Origin of the sequence: Aquimarina sp. Aq107 (genome assembly GCF_943733665.1) — a bacterium.
Lineage (GTDB): Bacteria > Bacteroidota > Bacteroidia > Flavobacteriales > Flavobacteriaceae > Aquimarina.
The window spans coordinates 5,059,076-5,084,459 of the sequence record NZ_OX030782.1; the positions used below are offsets into that span (position 1 = coordinate 5,059,076).

Sequence of the window (25,384 nt, forward strand, 5' to 3'; positions counted from 1 at the left end):
ATATGAATTTACACAAATTACTATTTTTTTTCAGTTTAATTTTATTACCAATTACCCTTTCTGCTCAATATAATATACGAGTAGATGCATATGTAATAGATCAATTTTCTAATAAACCGATACCTTATACAAATGTAGGATTCATTGATCAAGGGGTCGGAACAGTAACCAAGAAAGATGGCTCTTTCAGTCTTTTCTATGATGAATTAAGTATTAAAAAGACGGGGATTATTAAGTTTTCTAAGATAGGATATCAAACATTAACATTATCTGCAGGTGAGTTTTATAATTTGCTTACTAAAAACAATAAAATATCCCTAAAACCAAATCCGAAGTCTTTAGAGGGGAAAGAAAAAAAGCTTTCGGGGAAATATCAAATCAACACCATAGGGTGTAATACAGATCAATTTAACCATAAATTATCATGGAATAATAATCAACCACTAGGGAGCGAAATAGCTTCTTTGATTAAGTTAGGTCAAAAAAATGTGCAAATTGATAAAGTAAGGTTTAATATTTTAAAAAACGCATCGGATAGTATTTTGGTAAGAGTTAATATTTACAATGAAAGATTAGGAAAACCAAACAAGAATGTACTGAACAAGAATATTTATCACACTATTTCTGCCAAAGAAGGTGAAGAAATAATTGATTTATCTCCATACAATATTACGTTACAAAATGATTTTGCTATGGCATTGGAATTGGTTGAAGTATATGGAGATGTAGTTGATTTTCAAATAGGAAGTAGTGATTATGGCAAAGTATATTCTAGAGCTATTAACCAAAGTAAATGGAGACAGGTTTACGAATCCGGAGAGGCTTTTTCAATAGAAACTGTAGATCTTATATCGGAAAATGTTGGTATGAAAAGACAGCAACCGGATCATATTACTATTTATTGGGACACTTCACTTTCTATGCAAAATAGAAATTTGGATGAAGAGAAAACCTTGTTACAAGAATATTTATCATCGGTTGGTAATATAAAGGTAGACCTTATTCCTTTTTCAAATCATTTACAAAAAAAGCAAACATTTAAGATAATAGAAGGAAGGAGTGAGAAGATTTTATCAGCTATAGAAAGTTTATCATATAATGGTGCAAGCAATTTTTCAGAACTCTTTTTAAATGAGAAATCTACCGATATGTATTTTGTTTTTACAGATGGATTAGCAACATATGGGGAGCATGAATTTAACTATACTACACCAATTTTTTTCGTAAATAGTAAACAAGAAGGAGATCATATCACATTACAGCGAACAGGTAGGTATAGTAATGGTTTTTATATTCATTTATCAAAAAATAGTATCTCTGATGCTCTTAGACATTTGCAGTTTCATACAAAAGATACGTTTGTCTATGATGAGAAATGGAATACAGTAGAGCTTATTTCGAGTAAAGTTTTTGAGAATGAAAACCCAGTTCAGGGATGTACAGTTCGTGTAAAAGGGAGCTTTGTAGAAACAGAAACCAATGCGAACGGCGAATTTAGTATTGATGCAGAACAAGATGATGTTTTAGTTTTTGAACATTTCGGAATGAAGACAAGAGAGATGTCTGTAGAGGATACGAAGAAATCAATAGTAGAGCTAACAGCCAGATACGATAAACTTGATCAGGTTGATATTTCATCCAAATCAGATAAAAATAAGGTTACTAAGAAAAGGAAAAGATTAATTAATGCAACTAAAACTTTAACTAATGATGAGTTCCCTGAATCAGCAATTTTTCTTTCGGATCTTATCAGAGGTAGGTTTCCTGGAGTATCCGTAAATGGAACAGGAGATTTGGCAAGATATACCGTAAGAGGTCCAAATTCTTTAGGCCAAAATCGTGGAGCAAGGCCTTCTTTGGGTCCAGGTGCACAGTTTATTCCTGGAGTTGACCCTCTTTTTATAGTTGATGGCATTCCATTTCGTCAACCACCAAATTTTATACAGCCATTTCAGATTAAAAGTATATCATTAATAGCAGGTTTACAGGGATCAATTATATATGGAACTGATGGTGCTGGAGGTGTTATCATAATTGAAACTAAAGTAGGCTCATTAGATTTTTATAAAAAACAACAGGATACTTTATTAGTAAAAGGAAACGACTATAATGAGTCAGTACTGTTACTAGATATTAGTCATAATAGACCTGAATATTTAAGTGAATTATGGAATAGTACTTCTTATGAGGAAGCATTAGCGTCTTATTATAAACTAAAAGAAGAATATGCTTTTAAAGTTCCTTTTTATATCTATACATCAGAATATTTTATGAGGTGGGATAAAAAGTTTTCCGAAGAAGTTTTATCTAATCTTGCCGAAGTAGGAAACGATAATTATAAAGCAATACGATCTTTAGCATTTAAATTGGAAGAAATGCAGCAAATAGATAAGGCGTTATGGTTTTATGAAAAATTAATAATACTTAAACCTGGATACGCACAATCGTATTTGGATCTAGCACGAGTGTATACGGAAAACAAGAAATATACAAAAGCTCTTGATATGTACGAAGAAATGTTAGCTAATAAACATGATCGTGCAGAGTTTGATGGTGTGTCTAAACAATTGATATCACAATTCCGTAACTTTCTGAACAACCATAGGTCGGAAATCGTATATGAAGATATTCCGAAAGATTATCTGAAGGTACATAGCGTTCCTGCAAGAATTGTTTTTGATTGGAATGATCCAAAAGCATCTTTCGAGCTTCAATTTGTGAATCCAAATAATAAGTATTTTAAATGGTCACACAATTATCAGGATCAACCAAAAGAACTTTTAAAAGAATTAGAACAAGGTATCGTTTCTAAAGAATTTGTTTTAGATAAAACATTTAAGGGTCAATGGACTGTAAATATTAAGTGTCTTAATGAAAATATTTCTGAAATGAATCCAGTTTTTATGAAGTATACTATTTATCATAATTATGGGTTACCAGAAGAACGTAAAGAAGTAAAGTTTATTAAGCTCTATAATCAACAAGAAAAAGTAAGCTTGGATAAGTTTGAGATTTAATAAGAGTTTATATTAGATTCTAGAATACATTTAAAAAGTCCTAGCATGCTAGGACTTTTTTAGTAGTTATTGAGATAATTCTTAAAGAGTTTTAAAAGTAGCTATTGGCTTTTCTTCTACTGGATTTACTGATTGTCTATTAAAATAAGTGTACAATTTACCTTTTAGGGACTCTTTTTCTAGAAGACTTAGATATAAAAGCCCGTATGATGTTGAAAGTACATAATGATCTTTACTGCCTAGATAATAAATAGGATTGGATTTTAAAAAATGATCGTTTGTCGTTTCCAATAGTCCTTTATTTTCTTGAAACATTAAAGCTCCTTTAAATTTTTTTGGACCTTTATTAGAATTAAAAGTTAACTCGATGTCTTGATTTTTTAGATTAAGTGGTGCGTTCGTTTTATGATTCTCTCGAATAATTTGAGCAAAAATATGAGCAGTTTCTTCAATAAGAACTTGACAACTGGTATTTACCATCAGGGAAATACTTACATTTTCTTCTGGAAAATAGGCGACTACAGTTCTAGCACCTAACCAATTTCCTGCGTGTTCTATAACTTTGTTTCCAAAAGGATCAATTGAGGTGCGCCAAGCAATTCCTACATTGGTTTTTGTGCCATTTAGTAATTGATGACTTTTAAACATTTCTTCAACAACAGCTTCTGAAATGAAATCAGTGCTGTATGCATTCATCATTTTTACTAAGTCTATGGAGGTGCTTCTAAAGCTAGCTCCAGGAATTTTATAACTTCCGTTAGTAATTCTCTCTTCGCGTAATTGGTTCTTTTTTATATAATATAATTGTGCATCTTTTTTAGATAGCATATTTATATTTTCAGCTTTGGTGTTAACCATTTTTAAAGGATCGAATATGTATTTTTGCATATACTCCAAGTAGCTTTTTCCTGATGCACCTTCAATAACTGCTGCTAATAAATTATAAGCGTGCGTGGAATATTTATAATCCGTATCAGGTGGAAAAAGAAGCGGAGCCTTCATTAATTTTACCGTTTCTCTAATAGAAGTATATTGTTTTTTTTTATACCGATTTCCTTTTGGACGGTGCTCTAATCCAGAAGTGTGCCCTGCTAGTTGACGTGTAGTCAAGTTTTTATAAGGTTCTTTTATGTAGGGGATATATGTTTTTATTGGAGCATCAAAATCTAATTTCCCTTCTGATGCCAAACGGCCCAATGCAGTGGCCGTTATGACTTTGGCTACAGATGCTGTACGTACTCGTATAGTTGGTTCCATTTTAATACCCTCTTCAATATTTGCGTAGCCAAATCCATCTGCATATATCAGGTCTCCATTTTTACTAATGGCAATTGACATTCCTGCAGTATGGGTTTGTGCTAAAAAGGCTTTTGCTAAAGTTTCAATTTTAGAATTTACCGAATTTGAAAGTTTACTGCTGTTGTTTTGAGCCCGTACAACAAAAGTTGAAAATAATAATAGTAAAAAGTAGATATATATTGTTTTCATTAGTATGTAAATTATGAATTTATCTTACCGCTCCTTTGTCTACTAAATAACTAATAACCTCTTGATGATTTCCTCTCTTAGCCATTTTTAAAGCACTTCTTTTTTCGGATAGTATAGAGTAACTGTCTCGTACAGATTTATTTATATCAGCACCTTTATCAACTAGGAATTTTACTGTTTCTAAATGTCCATTCCACGCGGCTCCGATAAGAGGTGTTTCATCTCCAGAAACAAAAGCATTTACATCGGCACCTTTGTTTACCAAGAACTTAACGATTTCTAAATGGCCTCTTTTAGATGCTACGATTAATGGATTTCCATCGCGATCACTTTTTTTATTCACGTCGGCACCAAGAGATACCAAAGCTTTTACCATCGCAAGATTTCCTTTGACTGATGCTTGTATCAAAGCAGTACCATCACCAATAGTTTCTTTATCAATATCTCCATTAGATGAAAGCAGTAGTTTTAAGATTTCAATATTTCCTGAAGCTCCTGCTAATTGAATTGGATTGCCATCTCCTTCTACTTCGCTATTGGGGTTAGCACCTTCTTTTAAAAACAGTTTTACAATTTCGCTATTATTTCCTTTTACGGCGGACATTAATGGAGTCCCATCACCACTAATTTTTTGGTTTACGTCGGCTCCTTTTGTGATCAAGTATTTTGAGAATTCAAAATGACTGTTTTGCGCAGCAATCATAAGTGCACTTGCATCATTTTTATATCTATAAGAGGTTTTAGCTCCTGCGCTAAAAAGCAGTTTCGCGATAGGTAGATTCCCGTTTAAAGACGCCATTCCTAATGGAGTTCTTGGTTGTATTAATCCTTTATATGTACAATTGGGATTAACAGTTTTTAAAAGCTGTTCGACTTTGTTTTTATCATTACTTTTAACTGCTTTTAGGAGATCTTCGCAAGTTTGAGATTTTGCAGATATACTGCTAATAAATAAGATGATCAAAAATGTAATTAAGGTTTTCATAAGTATTAGTTTTATTTTGATTATAAACCAAAAGTATTGGTTAAAAGGCCACATAAAATATTAAATAGACGAACTGATGTTTTCTGCAAATAGAAACTTGATTAAGAAGGGGTGTTATATTGATCAGTTGGAAACAGCTTTCTATACGGAGTTATTCAGTGTTAGGAGTTTTGTGCTCTATTACGCATCATTAATATGTATTTTTATGGTGTATGAAAAACAATAATTCATTTTTGGATAATGTTCTACAGAATAGAGTTCTTTCGCATATACTGTTTTGGTGTTCTTTTCTAGTGATATTTACAATATTAGGAGTTTTGGATTCAGGAACTTTTAAACCTAATGCGCTAAGCAATTTGGCAATGTTACCCTCGCAAATTGCCGCAGCTTATTTTCTTAATTATTATCAGTTACCTAAACTTCTTTTAAAAAAGCGATACTTTTTATTTTTTGTATCCATTTTTTTAAGTATATATTTTCTATCTGCTTTTGCAAGGTTTAATGTAGTTCATATTGTAGAACCCTTTTTTAGAGAAAATTTTGAACAAGAAACTATTAAAGAAATCTTGCTAGATTTTATCTATATATTTTCTGTATACTGTCCTGCAGTGTATACATATGCGCTTATCATGTTAGCTGTTAAAGCTATTAAAACTCGATTCGAAGAGAAACATCAAATAGAAATATTGCAGAAAGAAAAAGCTACGAGTGAATTGAAATTCTTAAAGGCGCAAATTCAACCACATTTTTTATTTAATACACTTAATAATTTATATGCGCTTACATTGGCAAAATCAGATTTAGCACCAAAAGTAGTTTTGAAACTATCAGAATTACTTGATTTTATTTTATATCAAAGTGATCAGGCAAGTATCTCGATTGAAAAAGAAATTGAACTAATACAAGGTTTTATAGATCTAGAATCCCTACGATATGGTAATGCACTGGATGTTTCGTTTGAAAAGAGAGTAGATGATCTGAATACTCAAATAGCACCCTTGGTTCTATTACCGCTTATAGAAAATGCATTCAAGCATGGAGTGAGCAGCGATCCTAAGAACGCCAAAATACATATTGATTTATTAGTTTCTGGTAATAGTATAAAGTTTAAAGTATTTAACACAAAACTTAATGATTCAGTAAAACAAGTAACGAATACAAAATCAGGAATTGGAACTAGTAACCTTAAACGCCAATTAGAAATTAATTATCCTAACAAGTATACATTAGAAATAGATGAGAAACAGGATAGTTATTTTGTAGAATTATTGATAGATTTGAGTTAGACCATGAAAAAAATAAGATGTATAGCTATTGATGATGAACCTCTAGCGCTCGAAGTAATACAAGCTCATTTAAAGCAAATTCCGGATGCAGAACTTGTAGCAAGTTATACGGATCCTATTGAAGCTTTTGATAAGCTTAAAGGTTCAACAATTGATCTTGTTTTTTTGGATATTGAAATGCCTTTATTGTCTGGTTTAGATTTTGTTAAATCACTTAAGAACCCACCGAAAATTATTTTCACAACGGCATATCGTAACTATGCTATTGAAAGTTATGAACTGCTGGATGTAGTAGATTATTTATTGAAGCCAATTTCATTTATGCGTTTTTTTAAAGCTATCAACAAATACAAAGCATTAGTTAATACTGTAGTTATAAGAGAAGAAATTAAGGAATCTGCAATTACTAATGATCATCTATACGTGAATTCTAATAAGAAGTTTATTAAAATTAATTTTGAAGAAATACTTTATATTGAAAGTATTAAAGATTACGTAAGAATCCATTTGAAAGATGCCTCTATTATGACAAAGGATTCGATTACTAATTTTAAACTTAAATTGCCTGATAATTTTTTAAGAATACATCGTTCATTTATCGTTAATATTATAAAAGTAACAGCTTTTACTAAGGTTGATGTAGAGATCGGTGATAAAGAAATTCCTATTGGAGCAAGTTATAAGGAATATGTTATGAGTTTTCTTTCTAGTGACCAATAACTCTATAAAACAAAAAAAGCCCTAGTTTTCACTAAGGCTTTTCGGTGGTCCCACTTGGGCTCGAACCAAGGACCCCCTGATTATGAGTCAGGTGCTCTAACCAGCTGAGCTATGGGACCTAAAACGGAGGGCAAATTTAAGTAATTGCATCAAACACGCCAAACATTTTTTTAATTTAATTTATCTCTTGGCAAAGCTCTACCAAAACACCATTCGTAGTTTTTGGATGTATAAAGGCAACCAGCTTATTATCAGCTCCTTTTTTAGGAGTTTTGTTAATTAGCTGAAACCCTTCTTTTTCTAATCTTTCTAATTCTTTTTCGATATCATCTACATCAAAAGCAATATGATGTATACCTTCTCCTTTTTTAGAAATAAATTTTCCAATAGGTCCATCTTCTTTAGTACTTGCTACGAGCTCAATTTTATTTTCACCTACTTTAAAAAAAGAAGTAATAACAGATTCACTTTCTACTATTTCCTGTTTATAAGGAGCAACGCCCAATAATTGTTCATATAGACTGTTGGATTTATCAATATCCTTTACAGCAATTCCGATGTGTTCTATTTTATTAATATGATTCATGAGATGTTGTTATAACTTTGGAAGTAAAAGTACAAAATAGGTATAAGCAAAGGATTTTATACCAAAAGAAAATCAATACATCACATATTTAGCTATTTTTGCAGTCATGGAAACAAATAGACAGAAAAAAATAGGTGGAGTATTACAGCGCGATGTTGCTGATGTAATACAACATGCATTACGTGAAGCAGGAGTACAGGGGATTTTAGTTTCTGTTACTAAAGTAAGTGTTACGACTGATTTATCGATCGCTAAAGTATACATGAGTGTTTTTCCGCATAACGAAGGAGAGAAAGTCTTAGAGGAAGTGAATGCGGTAAAATCACAAATAAAACATCAAGTAGCGCAGCGAACAAAGAATCAACTTCGTCGTATGCCAGAATTATCTTATTATATAGATGATTCTTTAGAGTATATTGATAATATCGATAAAGCAATAAAAGGAAAAGAAAACCCATTAGAGAATCCAGATTTATTGCCACGCCGCAAGAAGAAGTAAAACTTTATCGTTATTACAAAATAAAAGTACACTATTATTCTATTATCTTTAATTAAAATTAAATTCATCTAAACTTAGGATTTAACAATTTGAAATTTTCTTATTACATCGCTAAGCGTTATTTATTTTCTCCGGGTAGCAGTAATGCCATTAATATTATAACTGGTATTGCAGCAGCTGGAGTTGTAATAGGAGCCATGTCCTTATTTTTAGTGTTATGTGGGTTTGCGGGGTTGAAAGATTTTAGTCTTCAATTTTCATCTTATTTTGATCCGGATCTTAAGATTTTTCCAGCAAATGGGAAGACATTTGTTTTTGCAGATGCTCAAAAGGAAAAACTAACAGATTTAAAAAGTGTAGTAAATTTTTCTGAAATAGTTGAAGAGCGAGTATTTCTTAAATTTAAAGACAAGCAAAAAACTGGCATTATTAAAGGTGTTGATACTAATTATAAGAATGTAATTCAAACCGATAGTATTGTTATTCACGGAGAGTGGTTAACCGGAAATAACGCGCAGGTAGTTGCTGGTGTTGGGATTAGTAGAGAGTTAGGAATGGGTGTTGAACAGGTGTACACTAATTTCTTAAATATATATGTGCCAAAACCTGGTAAAGGAATCCCTAAGGATCCATCCAAAGCTTTTAGGAAAAAAAGTGGAGTAAATATTGGGATGTATTCAGTAAATGAAGATTTAGATAAAAAGTATGTTTTTAGTACTATTGGTTTGGCAAGAGAGTTATTAGCTTTGCCAAAGGACAGAGTTACTAATGTAGAGCTTAAATTAACACCTGAGTCAGATCCAGAATCTGTAAAAAATGATATTTTAAAGATTTTTGATAATCAAGTTATTGTAAAGGATAGAGTACAGCTTAATGATACTTTGTACAAAATGCTAAACACTGAGAACCTTGCAGCATATCTAGTGATTACCTTAATAGCAATTATAGCTTTGTTTAATGTTGCGGGAGCTATTATTATGATGATTATTGATAAAAGGAAAAATATTAAAACATTGCATAGTGTTGGAGCATCATTACAAAATATTAGAAAAATATTTTTGTTTCAAGGATCTTTAATGACAATCTTAGGAACTTTATTAGGATTGCTTTTAGGGTTTATAATAATTACATGTCAGCAACAGTTTGGTTTGTTAATGATTACACCTACATTGCCGTATCCAACTAAAATTACATTAGTTAGTTTTCTGCTGGTATTTTTTACAATAACAATCATTGGAGTTATTGCATCTTTATTAGCATCGGGTAGAATTAATCAAAAGCTAGTTAATTTTTAGATAAGAAGCTTTTTTATACAAATTCAAATCCACTAAATTTTTCTTGTATCTCATCAAATGCATTAAATACATCGATAGAATAATCACTAGTTACCATTTTCATGCGATATTCTTTAAAGTGAGGAATTCCTTTAAAATAATTGGTGTAATGTCTTCTAGTTTCGAAAACACCTAGCTTTTCTCCTTTCCAATCAATTGCCATTTGCAGATGTCTACGAGCCGCAATTACTCTTTCTTCTATCGTTGGAGGAGGTAGATGCTCTCCAGTTTTAAAATAGTGTTTTACTTCTTTAAAAAACCAAGGATATCCAATACTTGCACGTCCAATCATGGCGCCATCTAATCCATATTGATCTCTCATTTCCATAGCTCTTTCAGGGCTGTCAACATCTCCATTTCCAAAAACAGGAATATGCATTCTTGGATTGTTTTTTACTGCTGCAATTGGTTTCCAATCTGCATTACCTTTATACATCTGCGCTCGTGTTCTGCCGTGGATTGCAATCGCTTTTGCGCCAACATCTTGTATTCGTTCTGCTACTTCTACAATTTTGATAGAGTCATGATCCCAGCCCAATCTGGTTTTAACAGTAACGGGTAGCTTCGTATGTTCTACCATTGCTTTGGTTAAGGATACCATTAGATCGATATCTTTTAGAATACCTGCTCCTGCACCTTTGCTTACTACTTTTTTTACAGGGCATCCAAAGTTTATGTCAATAATATCTGGACCAGAAGCCTCTACGATTTCAATCGATTTAAGCATGGAGTCAAGATTAGCACCAAAAATTTGAATTCCTACAGGGCGTTCTTTTTCGTAAATGTCTAGTTTCATAACACTTTTGGCAGCATCACGGATCAGCCCTTCGCTAGAAATAAATTCAGTGTATACCACATCCGCGCCTTGTTCTTTGCACAAAGCTCTGAACGGTGGGTCACTTACATCTTCCATTGGTGCTAACAGCAACGGAAATTCTCCTACATCTATGTCTCCAATTTTAGCCACAGTAATTCTTCTTTTTGGCAAAAGTACGAATAATAAGAAATCTAAATGTTTTTATAATATTTCTGTTAAGATCAAAAGCTAAATTTCTCTTCTTCTCCTATATAGCAAAAATCTAATTCTTCTTCCAATTCCTGAAGCTCATCATCCCAAAAACCAGACTCTACTAAAAAATCCTTAATTCTCTTATAATATAGATTTTGTATAATGGCAGTTGCTGCAGTTGCTGCATATTGCTCTTTTCTTCTACCAGCTGTAAAAACACCTTTGAGTTTATTCAAGTGTTTTACCTTTATGTCATTAGTGTATTTGTCAAAATTATTTGTTTCTATATGGTCTTGAAAAAAATCATCTATTATTTCCGTAATATCCATTATATGGTCAAGTCTATTGTCCACGAAATGCCTCCTATCATTAAGAGCAACAATATTAATGGTTGTTTTTCCAATTTTAGTCTTATCATAAAATCTTCCATTTCGCAGAAATAAATGATCTTTCGGGTTATCCTTAAATGGATTTACAATTGGTTCTTTTAAAGTATTGTGGTTGTTTTTTGTTCCATTACATTTTTTTGAAGAAGGTAATAAATTACCCCATTCCATTACTTTACCTGGATACAAATTTTTAGGGTAAAAATGTTCTATTTCTAAATAAGTGCTATTAGTATTTAAAGAAATTTCCGAAAAGCAACACTTTCCATTAGATAAATTAAAAACTGCTTTTTTTATGTATTCCTTGTTCCATACAGAAGAACCATCTTTTTTATATTTATCTGTTAATCGCTTTTGCTCCTGCTCGGTTAATTTATCAGGTTTTGGATGGAGTTCTAATTTGATCATCTTGCTTCAGGAAATTGATTAATTTGCATAGTAAATTTCTTCCTTTGAATACCGTTTTCTGGCAATATTTCCATTAATTGATCAAAAGCTTCCTTACTTTTTTGATAATCACCATTATCCAACCCAATATCAAAATCTTTGACAAGCTCAAGATACTTATCTGATTTTACTTTAGAGCCTAGCCCCATAACCCTACTTAGAATATCCTCAACACTCCATCCTTGAAACGATGTATAATGAACTTTATCAATTGTTGTTGTGTTAGTTTCTTTGTTTAATATATATACATTAGCTTCTTCGACAGATTGTACCACAAAAGGACTGTGTGTAGTAGCTATAAATTGAGTTTTTGGGAAAGTTTTAGATAATGTCTTTGTAATTTTTCTTTGCCACTCTGGATGTAGGTGTAAATCAATTTCATCAATCAAAACAATAGCTGGTTCTCTTAAGGGGTATCCTGATGTTGGATAACGGTCAAACATTTTTTTACAAAAGTCAATAATCCAGGCCATAGATGATTGATATCCATATGGTAAATCTTCAAGCTTAAAACTCCCTTCTTTAGTTTTGAAAAGAACAAAGTTTTTGGTTTGATCAGTACTCATTTCACAATCTAAATCAATAATATCCGGAAAAATACCACTAGCAAAAAGTTCCTTAATATCTTCTAGTGTTTGTTTTGCAGTAAAGCTGTTATTTTTTACAGCATAATCAGTTTTTAATAACCATTCAAGATTTAAAAACTCGACATTGTGATCAAAAAGTGTAGCTGAATTATCTATTTGTTGATTATATGGATCTTTATGGGTGATGGATATTCTTCTATTAACTCCATAAGAATAAATCATTAAATTATAGAAGACATCATTTTTCTGCTCGGTAAATAGATTTTTTTTGGAATCAAAACCCCAAGAATATCTTTTATTATTTTTATCTATAAAAATAGATGATAGAATTGCTTCAGTATTTCTTCCGTTTAAATCTTTTTTAGGAGTATATTTTCTTTCTTCAATTATAGGCCAATATGCTCTTTTGTTTTTTTGAACTTCTAAAAAAGATAGTATTTTTAGTAAATTTGTTTTTCCAGTTCCATTATTACCCAAAAAAATTGTCCAAGGATAAAAGGAATCATCTTCTTTTATAAAAGAGATGTCTTTAACGTTTTTGAAATTTCTATAAGTTAACTCTTCTATCTTCTCAAGATATAAATGATTTTGTTTCATTTTATTCTGAATAATAGGGGGAAATTATACTTCTTAAATATAAGATTTTTTTAAAATGTAAATCGGATATAAATATTATTTATTTTGGACAATGCAATCCTTCTAAATCGACTATATTTGCAAGTCATTATAGTTGTGGAAACTGCGTGAGGGATTGCAGAGGAAATCCCACAGCCTGACCAAGGAAGTGCGAGGAATTGAAACGGAAAGCCCGACCCGCCTTAAGCGGGGCACGCCCCAATAATTAATTTGAAGAGATAGCATGAAAAATATAAGAAACTTTTGCATTATTGCGCATATTGATCACGGTAAAAGTACGTTAGCAGATCGATTGTTAGATTTTACAGGATCTGTTACAGCTCGTGAAGCTCAAGCGCAGTTATTGGATAGTATGGATCTAGAACGTGAGCGTGGAATTACGATCAAGAGTCACGCGATCCAGATGGAGTATACATATAAAGGTGAAGAATATATTTTGAATCTTATTGATACTCCTGGTCACGTAGATTTTTCTTATGAAGTTTCTCGTTCTATTGCTGCTTGCGAAGGTGCTTTACTTATTGTAGATGCAGCACAAAGTATACAAGCTCAGACGATTTCTAATTTATATTTAGCATTAGAAAATGATCTGGAAATTATTCCAGTTTTAAATAAAGTGGATTTGCCTAGTGCTAATCCCGAAGAAGTAACTGATGATATTGTAGACCTATTGGGATGTGATCCCGAAGAAGTAATTCCTGCTAGTGCAAAAACTGGTATAGGGATCGAAGAAATTCTTGCAGCAATTGTAGAAAGAGTTCCTGCACCAAAAGGAAATCCTGAGGAACCATTGCAGGCGTTAATTTTTGATTCTGTTTACAATTCTTTTAGAGGTGTAGAAACCTATTTTAAAGTAGTAAATGGTGAAATCAAAAAAGGTCAGCAGATTAAATTTGTTGCAACCGGAAAAGATTATTCTGCGGATGAAGTAGGAACACTAAAACTAAATCAAGTAGTAAAGAAAAGTATTAAAACAGGTGATGTAGGATATCTGATCACAGGTATTAAAGATGCCAGAGAGGTAAAGGTTGGAGATACTATTACGGACGCTAAAAATCCTACTCAGAATGCTATTGAAGGTTTTGAAGATGTAAAACCAATGGTATTTGCAGGTATTTATCCAGTAGATACTGAGGATTATGAAGAGTTACGTTCTTCTATGGAGAAATTACAGCTTAATGACGCTTCATTGGTGTTTGTGCCGGAGAGTTCAGCAGCATTGGGGTTTGGTTTTCGTTGTGGATTCTTAGGAATGTTACATATGGAAATCATTCAAGAGCGATTAGAACGTGAGTTTAATATGACTGTGATTACTACGGTGCCTAACGTATCTTATCATGCATTCACTAATAAAAATCCAGATGATATTATTATCGTAAATAACCCTACCGATTTACCAGATCCTTCTTCTATGAATCGTGTAGAAGAGCCTTATATAAAAGCGACTATTATTACTAAGTCGGACTTTGTGGGTTCTGTAATGTCTCTATGTATAGAAAAACGTGGTGAAATTACCAATCAGACATATTTAACTACAGAACGAGTGGAGCTGACATTCGATATGCCACTAGCAGAGATTGTATTCGATTTTTATGATAGACTTAAAACGGTTTCTAAAGGATATGCTTCTTTTGATTATACACCTATAGGAATGCGTCCATCAAAATTGGTAAAAGTAGATATGCTACTTAATGGAAACATTGTAGATGCTTTATCTGCATTATTGCATAAGGATAATGCTTATGGTATTGGTAAAAAAATCTGTGAAAAACTAAAGGAGTTAATTCCTCGTCAACAATTTGATATTCCAATTCAAGCTGCCATTGGTGCAAAGTTTATTGCCCGTGAAACAGTAAAAGCATTGCGTAAAGATGTTACTGCTAAGTGTTATGGAGGTGATATCTCTCGTAAGCGTAAATTATTGGAAAAACAGAAAAAAGGTAAAAAGCGTATGCGTCAGGTAGGTAATGTAGAAATTCCTCAGGAAGCATTTATGGCTGTATTAAAACTAAATGATTAATTGTTTTAAAAATTACGTACAGTAAGAAAAAACTTATATTAATACGTTTAAAAAAGGTTGAAATGCATTTTTTTAAGACAAAAAGCAATTTTTAACCTTTTTTTTTTTTATATTTGTGCTCAGATACATAGTTTAAAAATTCAAATTTGTATCTGGAATTAATTAAATAACGATAATATAAATAGCTATGCAGAATTTTTTTACTAAGCAACCTATCTACGTTTATTTTTTCATTATTTCTATCGTATTAGCTTGTATTTCATAAAGAATTATCGATAGTGAAACATTAAGTTTTCCTGTAGACGATGTACTTTATTTAACAGCGTTTTTCTTTTTAGCTTCGATCATCTTCGATAGCATATATTCAACACCGTTTTCATCATTACTTTTGGTAGTGTAATTGGCTACAGCTTTTACATTAGGATGTGCATTTTGCATTGCAAAGCTATATGTTGCTTGTGACATCATTTCTAGATCATTATTATAATCGCCAAATACCATGGTTTCATTGGTAGAAATATTTAGACTTTTTTGAACATTTTTTAAGGCATATCCTTTATTGGCGTTATTATGAGATAAGTCTAGCCAGACTTTTCCCGAGACTTTTACTTTTAGTCGATTTTCTAGGTGCTTAAGTGCTGGATATAGATATTTTTCTGCTCCTTTTTCATTGCATATAGCAATTTTTAGATATTGATCATCTATTACCTCCGATAAGTTTTTTACTATTTCGTATCTACCATAAAATTCGTCTAGCATATTTTCAAAATCTTTACCATAGTCTTCTATATATGCTTTTTTTCGTCCACATAGTATTACTTGAGAGCCTTTAAGATCTTTTGTAGCATCTAAGAGTTCTAAATAAGTTTTGCGATCAATCTCTGTGGTTTGTAATTCTTCATCTCTATGCATTGTTAAAGCACCGTTTTCTGCAATAACAATCATATCATCTTTAATCGCACTCAATTTGTGTAGAATGCTATAATATTGTCTGCCACTAGCAGCAACAAATGTAACCCCCAACTCTTTTAATTCATCAAATAAATAAAAAAATGATTGGCTTACGTCTCCCCTTGAATTGAGAAGTGTACCATCCATATCAGTAGCAACGAGTTTTATTTGGGATAAATCCATGTTATAAAAGTTAAGATAACAAAGGTATTAGAGTTTACAGTAACAATGTAAACTCTTCTTGTAAAATTTGTATTAAATTGCTTTTTTAATCTTGATATCATGATATTCTTTCAAAAAGAAATAGTACTGCAGCCTTATTCGAGAGGTTTTCATTTGATTACGGATGTAATTCTTTCCGAAATTCCAGAGATTAGCAAAATTAAAATCGGACAATTGCAGGTATTTATCAAGCATACTTCTGCAAGCTTAACAATAAATGAAAATGCCGATCCAACAGTTCGTCAGGATTTTGAAAGTCATATGAATCAAATGGTGCCAGAAAACCAATCATACTATATTCATACCTACGAAGGTTCTGATGATATGCCTGCCCATATTAAGGCTTCATTAATGGGCGTTTCTGTACAAGTGCCAATTACTGGAGGTAAACTTAATTTAGGAACCTGGCAAGGGATCTATTTATGTGAACATAGAAACTATGGAGGTTCTAGAAAATTAGTGCTAACCTTATTTGGTTCTTAGAACCAGTTTGCCCAAGGAATTCTAGATAGCATTAATAACCATGCAATTGTATAAAAAATTGCCAACATTTTAAGTTTTGGAGTGGAGGTCAATTTCTTTTTATGCTTAGAATATCCAATAGTAATAAAAACAACCATAGCTATCATCATCATAGGGTGTTCTACATTGTACAATCTTAGTAAAGGATCTCCCATGATATCGCTTACAGAAACTCCCTCTGTAAACCACATGATACTTGGAGATACAAAAAAGATTATAATTCCTATTAATAACTGAAGATGCGTAACTATTAATCCAAAAAGAGATATTCTAAAATCTTTTGGAGCATATTCTCTTTTAGTAAAAAAACCAATTAAAGCGTTGAAGGTAGCAAGGGTAACAACAAGAACAACTAGGTATGCCCAATAAGAGTGAACGATTTGTATAGCTTCGTACATAATGATGTGTTTAGTTTATCCAAAGGTAAACATAATGTATAAAAAAAACCTCGCTCAATTTGAGCGAGGTTTTCAATTCTATGTATATAATTTTTAGTTAAAGATATATCTTAAACCAATTTGCATTTGCCATCTTGATGATTGTAATCCAGCATCATCTAATTGTTCTAAACCACCTTCAAAAGAAGCAGGGTTAAAACTAAATTCTGGATCAGGACCAGCTTGTTCTGTTTCTAATAAACGAACATCACTTATAAACTTACGTTTTCCCCAATCTTTATTAAGAAGGTTAGTGAAGTTAAAGATATCTAAAGATACCTGAAGTGTGTTTTTATATTTTCCAGTATTGATATAAAAGTCTTGTAAGAATTTTAAATCGATAGTGTTACTCCAAGGGCCTCTAGATCCATTACGCTCTGCATACTGACCTCTTCTACTTCTTAAGTAATCGTTTCCTTCGATAAATGCATCTAAAGCATCCCACTGTTGTTGAGAACTTAATCCATTTTCTCCATCTCTTAAAACAATTTCGCTTTGATTAGCTGGGATATAGATTAATGCGTTGTCTCTAGAATCATCATTTAATAAATCCGCTCCTTCTCTGTATAAAAAAGAATATGGAGAACCTTGATTAGCTTCGTAGAAAAGAGCAATAGTAGATTTCATGAATCCAAGATATTCTTTTTCATAACTTACATTTGCTGTTATACGAGATCCAGCTGAGAAATCTGATCTTCCTAAAGGTATGTCTGCATTCTTACCGTTTACAGTTTGTATATTTCTCCACTGAGAACTATTCTGAGAAGAAGTTCCATCAAAAATTGATTCTGCTTCTCCGTAAGAATAAGATACACTTCCTTGGAAACCATTAGAGAATGGTTTTCTTAATGTAACAGAAGCGTTATAAGAGAAACCTTCACCTGTATTTGTTCCTAATGTAATTCTTCCATATGTGTTATCGATTAAATCACCAAAACTATCGCTATAGAAAGGTCTGTTATCAGCACCATTCAAGAAACCTTCTGCTTCTGCAATGTTTAAGTTTTCATAATAGATATTTGTAATTACATCAGTATATAAGAAATCTGCGCTAGCAATTAATCCCCAGAATGGTAATTTTTGATCTATCGCGATGTTATATTTCATAAATTGTGGTAATCTTAGGTCAGGACTAAAGATATCAATATTACCTGCTAAACCACCAGTTCCTGGCTCAACCGCTACAGGTTGTTGGTTGATATCAGGATTAAAAGTAATTGTAGAAGGATCTAAGTTAAATCCAGCAGTAAATCCACCTGTAATTCCATTATTGTTGTAAGATCCTCCAGGCCATACTAATGGAATTCTAGAAGTAAACATTCCTAATCCACCACGGATTTGAGTAGTTCTGTCATTTTTTACATCCCAGTTAAATCCAATTCTTGGAGATAAATGTGCTTTAGGATTAATTGCTTTTCCAACTCTAGCACCTTGCAAGTCTTTTCCAGCTGCTTCTAAGATAGGAATCGTTCTATTGTTAAAGTCATCATTTACAGGACCATCTTCAAAAATAGGAACATCAACTCTTAAACCAGCAGTTAATTTGAAGCTTTCAGAAATACTAACTTCATCCTGAACGTAAACACTTGGTTGGTATAATTTAAATTCTGAAGCTCCGTCAGACTCATCACCAACAGCTGTACCTCCAACTAGAGAATAACCTCTTTGGTATTCGTCAATAATTCCTGCATAGAAATCACTAACACTGTTGAAAGTGTAATCACCATAGTTAAAGGCAAAGAAAAGATTCTTTATTTTAGAAAATTCGTGCTGAGTACCAATTGTTATAGTATGTCTACCACTATAAATTTCAAAATTATCAGCAATATTTAAGATGTCTTGATCTAATAAATTAGCTGTAGAGAAAGGTTCTGCACCAAAAGTAATAGTTCCGTTACCATCTCTAATATCTACAGAAGGGAATGGGTCACCTGATGGGTCTCTATCATCTCTTACTGTTTTGTACCCTACCAATAAACTATTAGATGCCCAGCTACCAAATGATGAGTTAAGCTCTAATGTTGTTTCGTTCTTTACACTTTCGAAAAGCTCAGATCCGTTGATGAAACCAATTCTTGTGTTACCACTGTTTCTAGCTTCTAGATTATCTGCACTAACATAATTATGTTTTACACTTAATTGATTGTTTTCATTAATATTCCAATCTAACCTTACTGTAAACTTGTTACTTTCTAGTGTTCTAGTATTGTTGTCAAAACCACCTGGATTAAATCCGTATGTTGTTTGTAAGAAGTTAGAAAGATCTTGAACTTCAGATAAACTAGAATCTCCTTGGTAATTACTAAAGTTAAATGGTTGTGGAGTTTCAGTTTCTTCTCTTTCGTAATTTACAAAATAGAATAATTTGTCCTTTATAATTGGACCACCGATTCTAATACCATAGATATTAGAAGAAAAGTCTGCTAATTTTTCTCTAGACTCTCCATCACCAACTAAACTAGGAGGAGTTTTTCCTGCAAGATCTTGGTTTCTAAAGTATGTGTATGCAGATCCTTCGATTCTGTTTGTTCCAGATCTAGTGATTGCATTAATAGCACCACCAGCAAAACCTGATTGTCTTACATCAAATGGAGCAATGTTAATCTGAAAAGTTTCAATCGCATCAATAGAGAATGGATTTACTCCAGTTTGTCCTCCATCTGTTCCCGAACCAGCTAAACCAAATACATCATTACTTACACCACCATCGATGTATAATGCATTGTATCGGTTGTTTTGACCTGCTAAAGAAACTGAGAATCCGTCATCACCTTCAGTAATCTGTGCTTGCGGAGTAATTCTTACGAAATCCGCTACCGATCTAGATACAGAAGGCAGAGAGTTAATTTGTCTTTCAGTTACTGTAGTTTCAGTTCCAGTTTTACCAGAATCAAATACTCCACTACGATTAGCTGTAATTACAACTTCTTCAAGAGCATTTGCTTCTTCTTTCATTTGAGTGCTAATAGATTTAGAGCTTCCTAATTGAAGAAATACTCCGTCCTGTACGAAACCTAAAAAACCAACATAAGAGATTGTTACTCTATATGGTCCACCAGTTCTCATATTGGCGATTCTATAATAACCGTCAAAATCTGTAATTGCTCCATACTTAGTACCAGATGGTGTATGAATTGCAATTACATTAGCACCCGGAAGTGCGGCACCTGTATTATCTGTAACTTTTCCATTCATGGAAGATTTTGTAACACCTTGTGCGGACATTTCTGCAAACGTCGCCAAAAGAATTACAACAAATAAAAATGTAATCTTTTTCATTATAATGAATTGAGTTAATTGTTTGGCGCAAAAGAACGAATCTTTGTGCAATCTAAGTTTATCTAAACGTTAAAATTTTTCACATAAAAATTTAACGGTTTTAAGGTAACTCTATTTCGTATTTAATTGATTTGTAATCGATTGAAAATATTCAAAAGTTATTAACCAAAAAAATAGTTAGTTTAAATATTTTTTTAACAGTGTTTTTGTAGACGAATCGTGATCAGAAATTTGCGAATTATCGATTTCGTTTAGAATATTTGTAGCTAATTGCTTACCTAATTCTACACCCCATTGATCATAACTGAAGATGTTCCATATAACTCCTTGAACAAATATTCTTTGCTCATACATGGATACGAGCTTACCTAAACTTTTGGGAGTTAGTTTGTTGATAAGTATGGTTGTGGTAGGCTTATTACCTGTAAATATTTTAAAAGGTTTTAACTGATCTAATGTTTCTGTAGGAAGATTTTTAGACTTTAATTCTTGAACAACTTCTAATTCGGTTTTTCCATTCATTAAAGCCTCCGTTTGTGCAAAGAAATTAGCCATTAATTTATCTTGATGGTCTTTATCAGCAAATAAGGACTTTTTAAAACCTATAAATTCCGCAGGAATAAGCTTTGTACCTTGGTGTATTAGTTGAAAGAATGCATGCTGAGCATTTGTTCCTGGTTCACCCCAAATGATGGTTCCTGTTTGATAGTCAATTGTTTTTCCGTTGCGATCTACACTTTTTCCATTACTTTCCATAATCCCTTGTTGTAGATATGCAGGTAATCTATGTAAATATTGAGAATAAGGTATGATGGCTTCGCTTTCGGCTTTAAAGAAATTATTATACCATACGCTTAATAGCCCTAAAATAACAGGTATGTTTTCTTCGAAATCAGTAGTTTTAAAATGCTCATCCATTTCGTGGGCACCTTCTAATAAAGCTTCAAAATTTTTATATCCAACGGATAAGCTTATAGATAGTCCAACTGCGCTCCAGAGAGAAAAACGACCTCCAACCCAATCCCATAATGGGAAAATATTATCTTCAGAAATACCAAATTTAGTAACGTTAGGAATATTACTAGATACTGCAACAAAATGTTTGCCTACAGCTTCTTGAGAAGCTTGTTTTATAAACCAGCTTCTAGCAGTAGTAGCATTTGATAATGTTTCTTGTGTAGAGAAAGTTTTTGAAACTACAACGAATAATGTAGTTTCTGGATCTAGATTTTTTAATTTTTGATGTACATGATCACCATCAACATTGGATATGAAATGTACTTTCAAATGATTTTTATAATATTCTAAAGATTCTGTTATCATAGCCGGACCAAGATCCGAACCGCCAATACCAATATTTACGATATCTGTAAAAGCTTTATTGGTATGTCCTTTTAGTTCTCCATTGATAACTTTGTCACAGAATCCTTCAATTTTGGTTTTTACAGTGACCACTTCCGAAACAACATTTTTACCATTAACAGTTATGGTTTTATCTGATGGTGCTCTAAGAGCAGTGTGTAAAACAGCTCTTCCTTCTGTTTCGTTAATAATATCTCCGGCAAAATAACTTTGTATTGCTTTATCCAGCTTAACTTCTTTTGCAAAATCAATTAGTAATTTTTTAGTTGTTTCATCTATCCTATTTTTAGAATAATCGATATAAAAATCTTCCCATTCAATAGAGAGCTTTTCGGCACGATCTGGAGATCCTACAAAAAGGTCTTTTAGATGAGTGTCTTTAATATTTTTGTAATGGTTTTCTAGTGCTTCCCAAGCTTTTGTGGTGGTGGGATTAATAGTTGGTAATGCCATGTGGTTATAATATTTCTTGTTTTGGTTTGAATACGATACTGTCTAGTCTAGTTTTAAAAGGTTCGATATGTTTGTAAAAAGCTGGTCGTAAACTATCTTTTAAAGGTTTAGAAGCGGGTAAATCTTGCTTAAACGGGTCTACTTCTTTTCCATTTTTCCAGAAACGATAGCAAACATGAGGCCCACTTGTATTCCCTGTCATTCCTATATAGCCAATTACATCACCTTGTCTAACATATTCTCCAACTTTTACTGCTCTTCTACTCATGTGTAAATATTGTGTTTCATATGTAGAATTATGTCTGATTTTTACATACTTACCATTTCCTCCTCTACGTTCGGACTTGGTTACGGTTCCATCAGCTGTAGCTAAAATTTGAGTTCCAATCGGTGCGGCAAAGTCAGTTCCTCGATGCGGTCTTATTTTATTTCCGTAGTATTTTATTCTTCTTTTAAGATTATATCTCGAAGAAATTCTACTAAACTGAACTGGTGCTCGAAGAAACGCTCTTCGAAGATTATTTGCTTCTTGATCAAAATAATCTGAGGTTCCATTGATAGTATCGTCTTCGAATTGGAATGCGTATATAGGTTTGCTTCTATGCTCAAAGTAAGATGCTTTGATTTCTCCAATTCCTGCTGGAATTGTGTCATTTATATATTTCTCAGTATAAATTACTTTAAATTGATCTCCAGCTTGTAATCTTGTAAAATCTATGGTCCATGCGTAGATGTCTGCCATTTTATAGGCAACAAGAAAACTAAGATCCATATCATCAAAAGTTTGTGAAAGGTTGTTTTCTATAGTTCCAGAAGCTATTCGCTCTACAATTTTTACCGGTTTTGCACTTTTTCTTGCAACAATACTGTCTCTAAAATCAACAACAGTGTAATCTATAAGTCCATTTTGGTATACAAATACTTGTGCTTTTTCGGTAGTGTCCTTTGATTTAAGAAGTGTATATGCTTTTCCTGCTGTAATTCTAGCTACATTAAATGTGTCTTTAATTTTATTCGAAATTTCGAAAACTTTGGCTCTAGAAATACCGTGGCTGTCTAAAATAGCTCCAAAACTATCTCCCGGTCGGACAGTGTCCCTAACTACCATAAAATTATTAAGGTTGTATCCGAATTCCTTAACAACTGGCGGCTCTTTTATTTTTTCAATTGTTTCAGGAACTGTAACTACTGGTTCTTTTTTCTCTTGCTGACATGAAATCAATACTACCGACAAAAGTAGTATGTAACCTAAATTCTTCAACTGACTTTATTTTGTGGTATTAAATTGATGGGTTACCCATTGTTGTCCCCAGTTTTCCTGTTCTTCTGCGCTCCAAAGATTCGGAAAAAACATGATCCTTTGAAAACTTGGAGGTAGAAACTTTTTCCAGTTAGTTCCACCTGTAGCCAATACTTCGCCTTTATCTTTATTAAGATACCTGTAGGCGGCACCCATATGCATTAATAACCAATTAATATTTACATTGGTGTCAAAAGTACGCATTGCATTGATAAGCTGCACATTATTTTGCTCTTTTTCCGGAAGTTCCAGGTATTTGTGATAGATCGTACTTTGTTTTACTTGATTTGCAATACGCATCATTCTAGGAGTATAGCGATATTCAAATTGTTTAAGTGTCAATGTTTTTTCGCCGGTTTTAATATCTGTAGCTCCAGATTTCCAGTATAAATGTTCGTATATTTCTTCAAGTGAATCTTTTTCAGAAAATTGATCTCTTTCTTTAGCGTTTACAAGATTTACTAAAGGAGTGGCATATATTTCTATCATTCTGTATTGTACAGATTGAAATCCACTAGCAGGTAAAAGAGACATTCGGTATTTTAAAAATTGATCTCTATCCATTCCTTTGATCATTACATCAAAAGAGTTTATAAGAACTCTAAAATACCTATTAATTCTATCCAATTTTTTTGTAAAAAACTCTGCATTCTGCAGTTTGTCATCAATGATTTGCTTTAGTTCATGGATGATTAGCTTAAAATAAAGCTCAGTAATCTGATGATACATTATAAAGATTTCTTCATCAGGAAAATGTGTTCTCGGAATTTGTAAACTAAGCAATGTATCCAGATGGATATAATCCCAGTAAGTAAGATATTTATCATGAAGTAAACCATCTAAATAGGATCCAAGATCCTGACCGGAATTTTTAAACTTTTTTTCGAGCTGTAATATTTTTTCAGCAATCTCAGGTTTTATGGATTGGTCCATTAATCTATAACAATTTTGAGAGGGTGTTTAAGACCTTTGTAAGCTATTAGATCTGCATTAATAGATCCTACGAGAATATCAGCTTTTATTCTAATTGGCATACGATTATCATCATCACTTACCCAAACAGTCAAACTTTCCTCTTCTTTAAATACTCTTTCGGCTTGTACAATTGGACGAAACTTTAAACAACGAATTTTATTTCCATTCATTTTTATTGTTTCTCGTCCTAAAAAGCGCAATTTGAATAGGTAATTTTCATTGTCAAAAAACATATTGACAAATTGCTCATCACCTTTCTTAAGCGAAGATACATCAATATTATTTCTTAAGTAATAAAATGAAGACATCATATCCTGTATGTTGTCTTTGGTGCTGAAGGTTTCTTTCTTATTGTATTTTTTATTGAATACTTGCGCTTTTTTATTATCGTGATCAAAATTAATTTCGATATCCTTAGTATGTCCTCCCTCATTAATCTTACGAATAAACCTATAAGGTTTTATTTCGTTTTTATCTACGTATGTTTCATAATAATCTTCTACTTTAAAAAACACACTTAAAAGTCCTGAAGATTTACCCGTTCCAATAATATGGTGCACAGGCATTCCATTAAGCATTTCGTCTTTAACTTCTAAGGTAGCATAACTGGCTGTAAAAACTCCGTAACGGATTTTAAATTTAAACCATTCTCCATTTTCAAAAGACTTATGGTTTTCTTGCGCAACCGAGGAAGCTGAGATTAAGATTAGTAATAAAAGAATATATCTTTTCATAACTGTTTTGGGCATTGTTTTGTTAACGTGTATGTTATTATTATGAATATTTACAATATCCATTCCAAAAGTACTATATAATATAAACAGATAAAAATTAGTAGTATTACTTAATATTTAAAAAAGTAATAAAAAAAGAGAGCCACCAC

At 32.3% G+C, this 25,384-nt stretch carries 20 protein-coding genes and 1 tRNA gene; 7 read left to right on the forward strand and 14 right to left on the reverse strand.

What is annotated here, in order from left to right; genetic code table 11:
- Positions 1-2 precede the first annotated feature (2 nt).
- Entirely contained in the window at positions 3-3,017 is a 3,015-nt protein-coding gene (locus NMK29_RS21885) for a carboxypeptidase-like regulatory domain-containing protein (RefSeq protein ID WP_108804757.1), read from the forward strand.
- Between the two features lie 81 nt (positions 3,018-3,098).
- Here the strand turns inward: NMK29_RS21885 and NMK29_RS21890 are convergent, their stop codons facing one another.
- Positions 3,099-4,505 (reverse strand): serine hydrolase, encoded by a 1,407-nt coding sequence (locus NMK29_RS21890; protein WP_108804758.1) that lies wholly within the window; start codon positions 4,503-4,505, stop codon positions 3,099-3,101.
- Positions 4,506-4,524: 19 nt separating this feature from the next.
- A complete protein-coding gene (locus tag NMK29_RS21895; protein ID WP_159092313.1) occupies positions 4,525-5,490 on the reverse strand; it encodes an ankyrin repeat domain-containing protein in 966 nt (321 codons plus the stop codon).
- A 212-nt stretch (positions 5,491-5,702) separates the two neighbouring features.
- On the opposite strand from NMK29_RS21895, the gene NMK29_RS21900 reads away from it, so the two are divergent.
- Positions 5,703-6,776 carry a sensor histidine kinase gene (locus NMK29_RS21900; RefSeq protein WP_108804760.1) on the forward strand — a complete coding sequence of 358 codons (1,074 nt, stop codon included), beginning with the start codon at positions 5,703-5,705 and terminating at the stop codon, positions 6,774-6,776.
- A 3-nt stretch (positions 6,777-6,779) separates the two neighbouring features.
- Entirely contained in the window at positions 6,780-7,496 is a 717-nt protein-coding gene (locus NMK29_RS21905; RefSeq protein ID WP_108804761.1) for a LytTR family DNA-binding domain-containing protein, read from the forward strand.
- A 45-nt stretch (positions 7,497-7,541) separates the two neighbouring features.
- Here NMK29_RS21905 and NMK29_RS21910 read toward each other — a convergent pair.
- Positions 7,542-7,615, reverse strand: a tRNA-Ile gene (locus NMK29_RS21910).
- A gap of 56 nt (positions 7,616-7,671) precedes the next feature.
- Positions 7,672-8,073 (reverse strand): methylmalonyl-CoA epimerase, encoded by a 402-nt coding sequence (gene mce / locus NMK29_RS21915; RefSeq protein ID WP_199726761.1) that lies wholly within the window; start codon positions 8,071-8,073, stop codon positions 7,672-7,674.
- Between the two features lie 115 nt (positions 8,074-8,188).
- On the opposite strand from mce, the gene rbfA reads away from it, so the two are divergent.
- Together rbfA and NMK29_RS21925 are read left to right on the forward strand one after the other, a co-directional pair.
- Positions 8,189-8,581, forward strand: coding sequence for a 30S ribosome-binding factor RbfA (gene rbfA, locus NMK29_RS21920; RefSeq protein WP_108804763.1), 393 nt, complete (start codon positions 8,189-8,191; stop codon positions 8,579-8,581).
- A gap of 89 nt (positions 8,582-8,670) precedes the next feature.
- Complete coding sequence (locus tag NMK29_RS21925; protein WP_108804764.1) at positions 8,671-9,876, forward strand: ABC transporter permease; 1,206 nt, start codon at positions 8,671-8,673, stop codon at positions 9,874-9,876.
- Positions 9,877-9,889: 13 nt separating this feature from the next.
- Here the strand turns inward: NMK29_RS21925 and dusB are convergent, their stop codons facing one another.
- From dusB to NMK29_RS21940, 3 genes are all read right to left on the reverse strand, one after another.
- Entirely contained in the window at positions 9,890-10,882 is a 993-nt protein-coding gene (gene dusB, locus NMK29_RS21930) for a tRNA dihydrouridine synthase DusB (protein ID WP_108805461.1), read from the reverse strand.
- A 71-nt stretch (positions 10,883-10,953) separates the two neighbouring features.
- Positions 10,954-11,718 (reverse strand): HNH endonuclease, encoded by a 765-nt coding sequence (locus NMK29_RS21935; RefSeq protein ID WP_108804765.1) that lies wholly within the window; start codon positions 11,716-11,718, stop codon positions 10,954-10,956.
- A complete protein-coding gene (locus tag NMK29_RS21940) occupies positions 11,715-12,941 on the reverse strand; it encodes an AAA family ATPase (protein ID WP_108804766.1) in 1,227 nt (408 codons plus the stop codon). Before NMK29_RS21940 ends, NMK29_RS21935 begins: the two co-directional genes overlap by 4 nt.
- A 262-nt stretch (positions 12,942-13,203) precedes the next feature.
- Here NMK29_RS21940 and lepA point away from each other — a divergent pair, with 262 nt between their 5' ends.
- Positions 13,204-15,000, forward strand: coding sequence for a translation elongation factor 4 (gene lepA, locus NMK29_RS21945; RefSeq protein ID WP_108804767.1), 1,797 nt, complete (start codon positions 13,204-13,206; stop codon positions 14,998-15,000).
- A 312-nt stretch (positions 15,001-15,312) separates the two neighbouring features.
- On the opposite strand, the gene NMK29_RS21950 is transcribed toward lepA, so the two are convergent.
- Positions 15,313-16,134: an HAD family hydrolase gene (locus NMK29_RS21950; RefSeq protein ID WP_108804768.1), complete on the reverse strand. Its 822-nt coding sequence runs from the start codon at positions 16,132-16,134 to the stop codon at positions 15,313-15,315.
- A gap of 99 nt (positions 16,135-16,233) precedes the next feature.
- Here NMK29_RS21950 and NMK29_RS21955 point away from each other — a divergent pair, with 99 nt between their 5' ends.
- Positions 16,234-16,656: a secondary thiamine-phosphate synthase enzyme YjbQ gene (locus NMK29_RS21955; protein WP_108804769.1), complete on the forward strand. Its 423-nt coding sequence runs from the start codon at positions 16,234-16,236 to the stop codon at positions 16,654-16,656.
- On the opposite strand, the gene NMK29_RS21960 is transcribed toward NMK29_RS21955, so the two are convergent.
- From NMK29_RS21960 to NMK29_RS21985, 6 genes are all read right to left on the reverse strand, one after another.
- Entirely contained in the window at positions 16,653-17,093 is a 441-nt protein-coding gene (locus NMK29_RS21960; protein ID WP_027394708.1) for a hypothetical protein, read from the reverse strand. The genes NMK29_RS21955 and NMK29_RS21960 overlap by 4 nt on opposite strands.
- Positions 17,094-17,186: 93 nt before the next feature.
- Entirely contained in the window at positions 17,187-20,411 is a 3,225-nt protein-coding gene (locus NMK29_RS21965; protein WP_108804770.1) for a TonB-dependent receptor, read from the reverse strand.
- 177 nt (positions 20,412-20,588) lie between these two features.
- Positions 20,589-22,226, reverse strand: coding sequence for a glucose-6-phosphate isomerase (gene pgi, locus NMK29_RS21970; protein ID WP_108804771.1), 1,638 nt, complete (start codon positions 22,224-22,226; stop codon positions 20,589-20,591).
- A 4-nt stretch (positions 22,227-22,230) separates the two neighbouring features.
- Positions 22,231-23,487, reverse strand: coding sequence for a peptidoglycan DD-metalloendopeptidase family protein (locus NMK29_RS21975; RefSeq protein ID WP_234424315.1), 1,257 nt, complete (start codon positions 23,485-23,487; stop codon positions 22,231-22,233).
- A gap of 6 nt (positions 23,488-23,493) precedes the next feature.
- Positions 23,494-24,459 (reverse strand): tryptophan 2,3-dioxygenase family protein, encoded by a 966-nt coding sequence (locus NMK29_RS21980; protein WP_108804772.1) that lies wholly within the window; start codon positions 24,457-24,459, stop codon positions 23,494-23,496.
- Positions 24,459-25,235, reverse strand: coding sequence for a DUF3108 domain-containing protein (locus NMK29_RS21985; RefSeq protein WP_108805463.1), 777 nt, complete (start codon positions 25,233-25,235; stop codon positions 24,459-24,461). Before NMK29_RS21985 ends, NMK29_RS21980 begins: the two co-directional genes overlap by 1 nt.
- Positions 25,236-25,384: the final 149 nt, after the last annotated feature.